The sequence below is a fragment of the Shewanella sp. Actino-trap-3 genome, assembly GCF_002836275.1.
Lineage (GTDB): Bacteria > Pseudomonadota > Gammaproteobacteria > Enterobacterales > Shewanellaceae > Shewanella > Shewanella psychromarinicola.
The window spans coordinates 2,085,579-2,097,684 of record NZ_PJCE01000001.1; the positions used below are offsets into that span (position 1 = coordinate 2,085,579).

Here is a 12,106-nt window from a genome sequence, read left to right on the forward strand (position 1 = left end):
TGTTTTTATTTTGCACTATTTTTATTTTGCATTAAGATATCAATTTTCGTTACATTACGAAATTTTGACAAATTCTAGCGAGTCTATAAGAAATTAACTTTTACGTCTATATTTTGTCGGATTGTTTTCAAAAAAAAACACCAACGAGTGGTGTTTTTATTATCTAGTTCAATCCTAATACTTGCTGCATGTCATACAGACCTGCATTTTGATCTGAGAGCCAAAAAGCCGCCCTCATCGCCCCATTAGCAAAGGTCATCCTACTCGTTGCTTTATGGGTTATTTCCAACCGTTCGCCCATATCAGCGAACATAGCGGTGTGTTCACCCACAATGTCACCAGCACGAACCGTTGCAAAACCAATGGTATTACGTTCGCGTTCACCGGTAATACCTTCACGTCCAAATACCGCACATTGCTCTAAATCACGACCCAATGTTTGGGCTATAATTTCACCCATTTTAAGCGCGGTACCTGACGGGGCATCTTTTTTATGCCGATGATGGGCTTCGATTATTTCGATATCGGTATAATCACCCATGACTTCTGTCGTCAGTGCGAGCAATTTCCACATCACATTCACACCAACAGACATATTAGGCGCTAACACCACGGGTACTTGTTCTGAATAGGCACCAATTAGCGTTTTTTGAGCATGATTAAAGCCTGTGGTACCGATCACGATTGCTTTGTGATTTTTCGCACACCAATCAAGATAAATAATTGAAGATTCTGGTGAGGTAAAATCGATCAGTACGTCAAAGTCATTAACAACACTATCAAGTGAATCGGTAATGGCAACATTCATTGCGCCGACACCGGCGAGTTCACCAGCATCAACACCAATTAGACTTGACCCGGTACGCTCAATAGCAGCGCCAAGTACTATGACTTCTTGCTGTTTAGCAGATTCAATCAGTGTACGGCCCATACGGCCACTGGCACCAACTACAGCAATTCTCACTTTTGCAGTCATTTATTTCTCCCAGTTTTAACTAAAGGTAAACACAAAAACAGCATATACAAAAACGCCTAAGTTAACTTAGGCGTTTTTAATAACTAGATAATTTCTAACAACTCAATTTCGAATACCAAAGCTGAGTAAGGCGGGATTGATGCACCCGCGCCGCGCTCACCGTAAGCTAAGTGATGCGGAACATATAATTTAAGCTTAGTGCCAATAGGCATTAACTGTAATGCTTCAGTCCAACCGGCAATCACGCCAGATACTGGAAACTCAGCAGGCTGGTCACGAGCAACAGAGCTGTCGAACACATCACCACTGATAAAAGTACCATGGTAGTGAGTACGAACAGTTGAATCGTAAGTTGGTTTTTCGCCGTCACCTTGTACAAGCACTTCGTATTGAAGGCCAGACTCAGTTACCGTAATATCATCACGATTTGCGTTTTCAGTTAAGAATGCCTCACCTTCAGCAGCAGCTTCTTCTGCAGCAGCTTCTTGCTCTTCTTGTAAACGACGACTAATTTCAGTAAATGCAACTTGAAGCTCTTCCATTGATACTGCGCTTTCTTTACCGGCAAATGCATCAGCAAGACCAGCCTGGACGGCAGGGATATCAATACCTTCAAAAGAGTTTGCTGCTAGTTGCTCGCCCATTTGACGACCTACACCGTAGCTAGCATGCTGTTCCATTGTGCTGAACAAATCTGACATAATAATTTCTCTCAATAAACATAAAAAATTCGCACCAGAGTTTATCACAATTAACTGCGTCAATGTTGGCAAAAAACGCTATTTAACGTGAGCCATTTTACACTCAGTCAAAGACTGTTTCCTTGCCTGTGTATAAAGCGGCATCACTTGATTTTGTGCCGCTTGCAAGTCTTCAATGCGATGACTGTGTGACGGATGCGTCGACAACAGCTCTGGCCCTTGCGCACCACCCGCTTTGGCCATGTTTTGCCACAAGGTAATACTTTGGTTAGGATTAAAGCCCGCTTTAGCCATTAACTCAAGACCGACGATATCAGCTTCTGATTCTTGGCTGCGACCAAAGGGTAAAATAATCCCCACTTTAGCCCCTAACCCAAGTCCGGCCATATACAGATCTTTATTGGCAACTCCCGATGCCCCAATAGCAGCATCCGCAGCCTGCATACCCAGCCCAGTTAGCTGGGCACGAGACACTTGCTCGTTACTATGTTGGGCTAATACATGGGCCACTTCATGTCCCATAACAGTAGCAAGCTGATCTTGGTTAACCGCGACGTTTAATAATCCACTATATACGCCAATGTGACCGCCGGGCAATGCAAATGCATTCACTTGATCTGATTCAAATAATACTACGTCCCATTGTTGCGACTGAACGGGTAATACTGCCGTAATACGCTTAGCAACACAGTTTACATAGTGGGTTTGCGCTTGGTTTTGACTTATTTTTTCACTTTTCTTCATGGTCTCAAACGACTGAGCGCCCATCTGCTGCATCTGCGTATCAGAAAAAAGCAAGGTTTGCCCTCGACCTGTCGGCGATTGATTATTCACACAGCCAACTAATAAAGAAGTCAACAACATACTGAGTACTAACGGTTTCATCTGGTAAATCCTTATACTATTCACTTGCCATAGTGGTCAGTAAAATAATTATAGTCATTGATTATGGATAAGCGATGACTCATTTTACTGGGCAAACGTGTAATTGCCAAATGACAATGTCGTTATGAGTGGCAGTCGAGACTAGATTACTGAGTATCAATTAAATCAATTAGGTCTTTTTATGGGGTGTAAAGTCACGAATACTGCGTTTGTTGGTTGTGCGTCGATTAGCTTGTTTGTCGCGAGGCGGACGTTTACTGCTTGAGTCGCTCGGTTTATCAGTCACCGGAAAACCCACTAATGCCTGCAAAGGTAATGCCTTTTGTGTCAACGCACGAATGGCATTTAAGCTTTCCATTTCACTATGGCTCACCAAGGATATTGCAACACCTTGCAACCCCGCTCGGGCAGTACGGCCTATTCGATGGACATATACAGGAGCACTATTGGGTAAGTTAGCGTTTATCACCACAGGTAACGCTTCAATATCGATCCCACGAGCGAGTAAATCCGTTGCCACTAATACACTCACTTTTTGGGCTTTAAAATCAGCCAATGTCTGTCGGCGTAATGTTTGATCTTTATCGCCGTGAAGCGCGGCAGATGAAATTCCGGCTTTGAGTAGCTTTTTGGTTAATGAATCAGCATCATCTTTAGCATTAATAAACACTAAAACTTGCGACCATTGATGTTGATTAATCAAATTAATCAAGGCTTGTGCCTTGCTGCCTTTATTGACTAAATACAATTGTTGCTCAATTTCATCCACGGCGCTATTCAGGACGTTTGCTTCAATTCTTTGGCAGTTTTTGGACAAGACTTGCTGGGTTAATTGCACTAATGGCTCTGGAAATGTTGCTGAAAATAATAATGTCTGTCTGTTTGGCATTAGCGCTAATAGCTTGGTGATATCGGCTATAAATCCCATATCGAGTAAACGATCGGCTTCATCAAGCACTAATCGTTTTACTGAGCTCAAATCCACTATTTTCTGCTGGGTCAATTCCAATAACCGCCCCGGTGTAGCCACTATAATGTCTGCAGGCTTGTGTAAACGATCAACTTGTAACGATTGTAATTCTCCTCCGCAAAGCAAATCCATTGTGATATCTAGCGCCATTGCTATAGGGTTAAGAGTATCATGCACCTGTGAAGCCAGCTCTCTGGTTGGCACAATGACTAAAGCCTGTATTGCCGTTATATCGGCATTAACCTGGGCATTAACAGTCTGCAATAAAGGGAGTCCATAAGCATAGGTTTTGCCACTTCCAGTCTGCGCCAAGGCTAGTACATCTTTTCCGGCCAAAATAGCTGGAATAGCCAGAGTTTGAATACGAGTCGGCTCGTGGAGCCTTGCCGGTAATGCAGACAGTAAAGCAGGATATAACGCTAAGGTTGAAAAAGGCATGGGATTATCACTAAGTGAACAATGGACGAAGTCTACTGAGGACGGTTGCAGAAGTAAAATAACTCACTATAAATAAAAAGGTTGCTTACCCTTGAGGTAAACAACCTTAATCGTCGTACGAGATAAAATAGTGCTATTAGCTATTTAAGTCTTGAAAAAAACTTTTAACCCCATCAAAAAAACCTTCTGCTTTTGGGCTATGTTTTTTTGATTCACCGGTTAATGTCGCTTCAAACTCACGCAGTAACTCTTTTTGCGTGTCATTCAGATTAACAGGTGTTTCCATTACGACTTTGCACAACAAGTCGCCTACTGCATGGCTGCGAACTGACTTGACCCCTTTACCGCGTAAACGGAACATACGCCCAGTTTGAGTTTCTGTTGGGATCTTAAGACTAACTTTACCATCTAAGGTTGGTACTTCAATCTCGCCGCCTAATGCCGCTTTACTAAATGAAATAGGCACTTCACAGTATAGATTGTTGGCATCGCGGGTAAAGATAGCGTGTTCACGTACACTGACCTGAACATATAAATCACCAGGAGGAGCGCCAAACTCGCCCGCTTCACCTTCACTGGTCAAACGAATGCGGTCACCCGTATCAACACCGGCTGGAATTTTAACTGACAGTGTCTTACTTTGTTCAACACGGCCTTCACCATGACATTTGCCACAAGGATCTTTAATGATTTTACCGCGACCATGACAAGTAGGACAGGCTTGCTGAACAGCAAAAAAGCCTTGGCGCATTTGTACTTGGCCTTGGCCATGACAAGTACCACAGGTGCTTGCCGAGGTACCTTTTTTGGCACCACTACCGTCACATAAATCACACGCGGCTAATGTCGGAATTCGCAGCTCTTTGGTCAATCCTCGTACGGCTTCTTCCAAAGACAATTCAAGGTTGTAACGTAAATCACTGCCTCGTGCAGCTTGACGTTGACCACCTCGGCGGCCACCACCAAAAATATCGCCGAAAACATCACCGAAGATATCGCCAAAATCACCTTGGCCACCACCGTGTCCACCACGATTAGGATCGACACCTGCATGACCAAATTGATCATAAGCCGCTTTCTTGTCGCTGTCGGTTAAAATTTCGTACGCTTCTTTAATTTCTTTAAAGCTGGCTTCTGCGGCTTTGTCACCCGGATTACGGTCAGGGTGAAATTTCATCGCTAAGCGTTTGTACGCTTTTTTAATTTCGCGTTCACTGGTGTCTCGTCCAACACCTAGAACTTCGTAATAATCACGCTTTGACATAGTGTTCAGTTTCTCGAAGGTGTGAGTAATTTGATAAACTTAATTTATACAAACGGGCGTTTGAGGATAGCCCCAACGCCCGCTTTAATGGTAACTAACTGAAATTGCTAATTACTTTTTGTCTTCTTTAACTTCTTCGAACTCAGCATCAACAACATCATCAGCAGGCTTATCTTGGCCAGCATCTTGCGCTTGACCTTCTGCATCACCTTGAGCTTTAGCTTGAGCAATTTCCATTAGCTTAGCAGACGCTTCGATCAGACCTTGAGTCGCGGTATCAATGGCTTCTTTATCTTTGCCTTTAATGGCCGTTTCTAAAGTGGCGATTGCCGCTTCAATCTTTTCTTTTTCGTCGCTAGCTAACGCATCACCGGCTTCTTCAACTTGTTTTTTAGTTGAATGAGCTAAGCCATCGGCTTGGTTACGCGCATGAACTAACTCTTCAAATTTCGCATCTTCATCAGCATGGGCTTCTGCGTCACGTACCATTTGTTCAACTTCTTCATCAGACAAACCTGAAGAGGCTTTAATGGTGATGTTTTGTTTCTTACCTGTTTTCTTGTCTGTTGCAGACACATGTAAGATACCATCAGCATCGATGTCGAACATCACTTCAACTTGTGGTTGGCCACGTGGTGCTGGCTCAATACCTTCAAGGTTGAATTGACCTAATGACTTGTTCGCACTTGATTGCTTACGCTCACCTTGAAGTACGTGAATAGTCACGGCACTTTGGTTGTCATCAGCGGTTGAGAATACTTGCTGAGCTTTAGTCGGGATAGTGGTGTTCTTCTCGATAAGCTTAGTCATCACACTGCCCATGGTTTCAATACCAAGAGATAGCGGTGTAACGTCAAGTAGAAGTACGTCTTTCACTTCACCAGAAAGTACGCCAGCTTGAATGGCTGCGCCAACGGCAACCGCTTCATCTGGATTAACGTCTTTACGTGGCTCTTTGCCGAAGAAGTTAGTGACCGCTTCTTGTACTTTAGGCATACGAGTCTGACCACCAACAAGAATCACTTCATTGATGTCTGAAATTGATAAATCAGCATCAGCTAAGGCAACTTTTAACGGCTCTAGAGTACGTTGAATCAAGTCTTCAACCAATGACTCTAACTTGGCACGAGTAATTTTAACCACTAAGTGCTTAGGACCTGTTGCATCGGCTGTGATGTAAGGTAAGTTGACTTCAGTGTGGTTAGTGCTTGAAAGTTCGATTTTTGCTTTTTCAGCCGCTTCTTTCAAACGCTGCATAGCAAGTGGATCGCGACGTAGATCTAAACCTTGGTCTTTTTTGAACTCATCGGCTAAATAGTTAATCAAACGGTTATCAAAGTCTTCACCACCTAAGTGAGTGTCACCATTGGTTGCTAACACTTCAAATGTTTGATCGCCATCATTGCTGTCGATTTCGATGATAGAGATATCGAATGTACCACCACCTAAGTCGTATACTGCAACAACGTTATCGCCTTGCTTCTTATCGATACCGTATGCAAGTGCAGCAGCAGTAGGCTCGTTGATGATACGTTTAACATCAAGACCTGCGATACGACCAGCATCTTTCGTTGCTTGACGTTGTGAATCGTTAAAGTAAGCAGGAACAGTAATAACCGCTTCGGTTACTTCTTCACCTAAAAAGTCTTCTGCTGTTTTTTTCATCTTTTTCAAGATTTCAGCTGAAACTTGTGGTGGTGCCATTTTATTTCCACGTGACTCAACCCATGCATCACCATTATCAGCTCCGATAATTTTGAATGGCATGATGTTCACATCACGTTGAACTTCGTCATCTTTAAAACGACGTCCAATTAAACGCTTAATGGCGAAAAAGGTGTTTGTTGGGTTGGTTACCGCTTGACGCTTGGCAGGTTGGCCAACAATAATTTCATCTTCGGTATAAGCGATGATTGATGGGGTTGTACGCTCACCCTCTGCGTTCTCTATTACGCGTGCTTTGCCGCCATCAAGGACTGCAACACACGAGTTTGTTGTGCCTAAATCGATACCAATAATTTTGCCCATGGGGTCCTCCGGAATTGACGTTATTCGTCGCTAATATGTTATTTGATGTTGATATGGGGATGATCAGCAAGTATTTCAAGCATTTTGTTACTTAACTTGAGATTCATAATTGACCACTCATATCAGCCTTGATACCTATATTGGGACAACAAAGTGAATTACAAGGGGATAAGTAAAAATTTATCATCTAAAATTTATCATCAATTGCAGATATCGTTATAGCGCCAAGCTAAGTAAGTAAAGGGATATTATTTATCAATGGCATTGGCGGCTTAAGTGACCATAATAGTGAAAGCAACAACCGTGAGGTCAGCCCAATCGGGTACTGATATGATTTAGGCACGGTATTATTATGGTCGACAGTGGCGACCGCCTTTTAGTGCATTCGTTTTTTTAGCTCGTTACAACGGAGGTTGGTCGCAGTATTAACCTTAATAATGGCGTTGTTAATTATTCTGCCGTTTTAGCAATTTAATCCTCAACCGACAATATTAGCGCTAGGGTACTTTTAACACCGGTATTATCGCTTGGTTTTATCGCTTGGATTTATGAATTAGATACTAGGTTCTAGTGTCGCTGCGCTTCTAGAGCGGACTGCGTCCTGCTAGGGACAGCTTCGCTGCTAAGATCCTATGCCGCTATGCGGATAGGCTGTTGATTTTATAGAATCTAGCCGCGTAGCGTCCTAGCAGCGAAGCGCTCTAGCCTCTAGGCCTTTATTGTCATAAGCAACACAAACAACACCGGTTATTGTCTACTGGTATAATCCCCCCAAGCTAGCCACTTATACGTGGTCAGTGCATCTAACCCCATCGGACCTCGGGCATGCAGCTTCTGCGTACTCACGGCCACTTCGGCGCCAAGGCCAAACTGTGAACCATCAGTAAAACGAGTACTGGCATTAACATACACAGCCGCTGAATCAACTCGGTTCATAAAGTCACTCGCCGTATGAATGTTATCGGTTAAAATGGCCTCAGAATGCCCAGTAGAATATTGACGAATATGCGCCACAGCTTCGTCAATATGATTGACGATTTTGATCCCTAATGTGAGCGATAACCACTCGGTTGAGAATGACTCATCATGTGCCGGTGTCACCTCAAAACCTAACCCCTCAAGATAAGGTAAGGAGCTTGCACAAGCATGGAAACGAACGCCCAACGAGTGCAAATGTGATGCTATATTGGGAATAAACTCGGCAGCAACGTGTTGATGTACTAACAAAGTATCCAGTGCATTACACACAGTAGGGCGCTGAACCTTAGCGTTGGCAATCACCTCGATGGCGCGCACTAAATCGGCTTGCTTATCGACAAATAAATGACAAATACCAATGCCACCTAAAATCACCGGAATACTCGACTGCTCAGCACACAATCGCTGCAGATTATGGCCACCGCGAGGAATAATCATATCCACATATTTGTCGAGTCTAAGTAAGCCGCTAACAAGACTACGCTCTGGTGAATCGATTAGCTGTACAGCATCTTTAGGCAAGTCTTCGCTAACAAGCGCATCACGGATCACGTCACTTAATACTTTATTTGTGGTTAAGGTTTCTTTACCGCCACGCAAAATCACTGCATTACCGGTTTTTAATGCTAACACGGCTATATCCACAGTGACATTTGGGCGAGCCTCATAAATAACCCCCACCACACCTAATGGCACACTGCGACGAGTTAATCGTAAGCCGTTATCTAATACCCGACTTTCAGCTTCTTTGCCGATAGGATCAGCCAGTGCGATAACATTATCAATGTCGGTAATAATAGCGCCCAAGCGCCCCTCATCAAGCATCAATCTGTCTATCATGGCTTCAGTTAAACCATTTTGTTTCGCCGCGGCAACATCTTGCGCATTCGCTTGTAAAATATCATTTTTACGCAGTGCTAAGCGATCGGCAATTGTCATTAATAATACCGATTTTTGTTTAGCGGTTAAACTCGCTAAGATAAAACTTGCTGCCTTAGCGCGTTGCCCTAATTGGGTTAAATATTCTGTTTCTGAGGCTGACATCTGCTTATCCTTAATTATCAAGTATGACCATATCATTGCGATGAACCACTGCATCACCGTAGTTATAGCCTAGTAAACTTTCTATCTCATCAGAGTGTTTACCGCTAATTTTGGTTAGATCATTGGCACAATATCGACTAATTCCTTTAGCCAAAATCTTGCCTGTTTGATTAACAATGAGTAAGGTCGCACCACGCTCAAAATGACCTTCAATATCAACAATACCTTTTGATAATAAGCTGCGACCATTAGCAACCACCGCGACAGAGGCGCCAGCATCAACAATTAATTTCCCTTGTGATGCGGGGCCAGCAAGGATCCATTGTTTACGACTCTCTAATGGGTTTTCTATCGCACTAAAATGAGTGCCAACCGACTCCCTAGCAGCCACTTTGGCAATCACATCAGGGTGATGTCCAGACGCTATCACGACTTCGATGCCCGCACGGCGCGCCACATCGGCCGCTTCTAGTTTAGTTGCCATCCCGCCGGTGCCAAGTCCGGAAACAGAGCCGCCAGCCAGTAAACGTAAACTGTCATCAATATTGACGACTTGTTTAATCAATTGCGCATTAGGATGAGTGCGAGGATCGGCATCAAATAAGCCTTTTTGATCAGTGAGTAAGATGAGTAAGTCAGCATCACAGAGCAGTGCGGCCCGCGCAGACAAATTATCATTATCACCGACTTTAATCTCATTGGTTGCGACGGCATCATTTTCGTTAATAATAGGGATAATATTATGCGCTAATAATGCATTTAAGGTGTCGCGGGCATTAAGGTAACGTTCGCGATCTTGTAAATCTGCACGGGTTAATAATAGTTGGCCAACTTGTAAACCATAAATACTGAATAATTGTGACCACGCCAAAATTAACTGACCTTGACCCACAGCAGCAAGTAACTGTTTGTTCGCCATCGTATCGGGCAACACCGGATAATGTAAATGCTCTCGCCCAGCAGCAATAGCACCCGATGTACACAAAACCACCTCAATGCCTGAACGCATAAGCGAAGCCATTTGCCTGGCTAATTCAACCATATGTGCTCTATCAAGCTTCTTACTGCCAGATGTCAGCACACTGGTACCCAACTTAACTACTACGCGGCGATAACCCATTTGTTTTACTCAATTTACCAAAACATTCAGTCCATTTTTATACCTAATTCACTCGATAATTCATAGTAAAAGCCGCTAATAGTAGATTATTTATCTAGATTAACCTCGGCTCGGGATAATAAACGGTTATCAAACAGTTCTTTGCCCCGCTAACTGCATTGCATTGACTTGCAATAGGCCGGCTATTGATGCGTCAATACGCCTTATTAGAAAAACAAAAAAAGGGCTATTAGCCCTTTTTTTATTGGCCTTCGCCAATTTATTACCGTTTGCCCATATTCATGGGATGCCCGTTAACCATAAATAAACTTGGCAATAAACAATGCCGCCACCACTAGAATACCTGAATTTAAATCTTTAAAACGCCCTGTCAGCAATTTGATCACCGCATAAGAAATAAACCCAAGACCAATAGCATTGGCAATAGAAAAGGTTAACGGCATTAATAAGCAAGTGACTACTACAGGAGCCGCTTCAGTTATATCGTCCCAATCAACATTCACTAACCCCGACATCATTAAGATAGCAACATAAAACAATGTTCCTGTTGTCGCATAAGCTGGCACCATAGCTGCTAAGGGTGAAAAAAATAATGACGCTATAAATAACAATCCAACGACTACTGCGGTTAAACCTGTACGGCCGCCGGCACTCACCCCAGCAATACTTTCAATGTAGCTCGTGGTGGTTGATGTACCCAATGCTGCACCGGTAATGGTGGCAACGCTATCGGCGGTTAAAGCACGTTTTACACGAGGTAAACGCCCTTTTTCATCAAGTAATCCACCACGTTGTGCAACAGCAATTAGGGTGCCTGATGTGTCAAATAGATCGACAAACAAAAAGGCAAACACCACAGATAGCATACTCACTTCTAATACACTCGACAGGTCCATTTTCATAAATGTCGGTGCGATAGACGGTGGCATAGCCATTAACCCTTGATACTGCACATCACCAAAAAAGATGCCTAAAATCGTCACGATCAGAATACTGAAAATAACCGCGGCCTTTAGACCGCGATGAACCATGGCAATAATCAAGAAAAAACTTAACGCAGCCATCACAGCAGGAAACGAAGTAATATCCCCCATGGTCACTAACGTTGCCGGACTTGCTATCACAATCCCAGCATTTTTTAAGCCTATTAACGCTAAAAACAACCCAATACCGGCCGCAATACCAAAACGCAACGACATAGGAATACTATTGACAATCCATTCACGAATTCTGACTAAGGATAAAATCAAGAAGCACACCCCAGACATAAACACAGCGCCAAGTGCGGTTTCCCAGCTATAACCCATTTCCCCTACAACCGTGTAAGTAAAAAAGGCATTCAGTCCCATACCGGGGGCTAATGCAATAGGATAATTTGCCAATAAACCCATGACTAAACAACCAATCGCTGCGGCTAAACATGTTGCAACAAATACCGCACCATGGTCCATCCCGGCATCAGCAAGCATCATAGGGTTGACAAAAATGATGTAGGCCATTGTTAAAAAGGTAGTAAGTCCGGCCACAGCCTCTTGCTTAAGACTTGTGTTGTTCTGTTTAAGTTTAAATAATTTTTCTAACATGGAACGCGGTTCCTTGGGCAAAGGTTAAAATTGAATTAATAGCGTTAATAGTTTTAATAGTGTTATTAGCTACAGATGAGGATGCGGTAAGCCATATACCGCTTAACATTGTCACTACG

At 43.3% G+C, this 12,106-nt stretch carries 9 protein-coding genes; all 9 read right to left on the reverse strand.

Annotated features, from left to right (window positions below; genetic code table 11):
* Window positions 1-163: 163 nt before the first annotated feature.
* The 9 genes from dapB to CXF80_RS08910 all read right to left on the reverse strand — a co-directional run bounded on the left by dapB (window position 164) and on the right by CXF80_RS08910 (window position 11,987).
* Window positions 164-976 carry a 4-hydroxy-tetrahydrodipicolinate reductase gene (gene dapB, locus CXF80_RS08870; protein WP_101032528.1) on the reverse strand — a complete coding sequence of 271 codons (813 nt, stop codon included), beginning with the start codon at window positions 974-976 and terminating at the stop codon, window positions 164-166.
* Window positions 977-1,059: 83 nt separating this feature from the next.
* On the reverse strand, window positions 1,060-1,677 hold the full coding sequence (locus tag CXF80_RS08875) for an FKBP-type peptidyl-prolyl cis-trans isomerase (RefSeq protein WP_101032529.1): 618 nt from the start codon (window positions 1,675-1,677) through the stop codon (window positions 1,060-1,062).
* A 78-nt stretch (window positions 1,678-1,755) separates the two neighbouring features.
* Window positions 1,756-2,562 (reverse strand): M48 family metallopeptidase, encoded by an 807-nt coding sequence (locus tag CXF80_RS08880; RefSeq protein ID WP_101032530.1) that lies wholly within the window; start codon window positions 2,560-2,562, stop codon window positions 1,756-1,758.
* Window positions 2,563-2,731: 169 nt separating this feature from the next.
* Window positions 2,732-3,970, reverse strand: coding sequence for a DEAD/DEAH box helicase (locus tag CXF80_RS08885; protein ID WP_101032531.1), 1,239 nt, complete (start codon window positions 3,968-3,970; stop codon window positions 2,732-2,734).
* Window positions 3,971-4,106: 136 nt separating this feature from the next.
* Complete coding sequence (gene dnaJ / locus CXF80_RS08890) at window positions 4,107-5,234, reverse strand: molecular chaperone DnaJ (RefSeq protein WP_101032532.1); 1,128 nt, start codon at window positions 5,232-5,234, stop codon at window positions 4,107-4,109.
* A 111-nt stretch (window positions 5,235-5,345) separates the two neighbouring features.
* Window positions 5,346-7,262 (reverse strand): molecular chaperone DnaK, encoded by a 1,917-nt coding sequence (dnaK, locus tag CXF80_RS08895; protein WP_101032533.1) that lies wholly within the window; start codon window positions 7,260-7,262, stop codon window positions 5,346-5,348.
* Window positions 7,263-8,009: 747 nt separating this feature from the next.
* Window positions 8,010-9,284 carry a glutamate-5-semialdehyde dehydrogenase gene (locus tag CXF80_RS08900; RefSeq protein WP_101032534.1) on the reverse strand — a complete coding sequence of 425 codons (1,275 nt, stop codon included), beginning with the start codon at window positions 9,282-9,284 and terminating at the stop codon, window positions 8,010-8,012.
* Window positions 9,285-9,294: 10 nt separating this feature from the next.
* Complete coding sequence (proB, locus tag CXF80_RS08905) at window positions 9,295-10,404, reverse strand: glutamate 5-kinase (RefSeq protein WP_101032535.1); 1,110 nt, start codon at window positions 10,402-10,404, stop codon at window positions 9,295-9,297.
* Between the two features lie 293 nt (window positions 10,405-10,697).
* The gene (locus CXF80_RS08910; RefSeq protein ID WP_101032536.1) at window positions 10,698-11,987 is read right to left on the reverse strand and encodes an NCS2 family permease; all 1,290 of its coding nucleotides are present in this window, start codon (window positions 11,985-11,987) and stop codon (window positions 10,698-10,700) included.
* Window positions 11,988-12,106: the final 119 nt, after the last annotated feature.

Excerpts from the sequence above, each read along its gene's own strand:
- CXF80_RS08900 (WP_101032534.1), bottom strand. The coding sequence starts at position 9,284 with ATGTCAGCCTCAGAAACAGAATATTTAACCCAATTAGGGCAACGCGCT.
- dnaK (WP_101032533.1), bottom strand. The coding sequence starts at position 7,262 with ATGGGCAAAATTATTGGTATCGATTTAGGCACAACAAACTCGTGTGTT.
- dnaJ (WP_101032532.1), bottom strand. The coding sequence starts at position 5,234 with ATGTCAAAGCGTGATTATTACGAAGTTCTAGGTGTTGGACGAGACACC.
- proB (WP_101032535.1), bottom strand. The coding sequence starts at position 10,404 with ATGGGTTATCGCCGCGTAGTAGTTAAGTTGGGTACCAGTGTGCTGACA.
- CXF80_RS08910 (WP_101032536.1), bottom strand. The coding sequence starts at position 11,987 with ATGTTAGAAAAATTATTTAAACTTAAACAGAACAACACAAGTCTTAAG.
- CXF80_RS08875 (WP_101032529.1), bottom strand. The coding sequence starts at position 1,677 with ATGTCAGATTTGTTCAGCACAATGGAACAGCATGCTAGCTACGGTGTA.
- CXF80_RS08880 (WP_101032530.1), bottom strand. The coding sequence starts at position 2,562 with ATGAAACCGTTAGTACTCAGTATGTTGTTGACTTCTTTATTAGTTGGC.
- dapB (WP_101032528.1), bottom strand. The coding sequence starts at position 976 with ATGACTGCAAAAGTGAGAATTGCTGTAGTTGGTGCCAGTGGCCGTATG.
- CXF80_RS08885 (WP_101032531.1), bottom strand. The coding sequence starts at position 3,970 with ATGCCTTTTTCAACCTTAGCGTTATATCCTGCTTTACTGTCTGCATTA.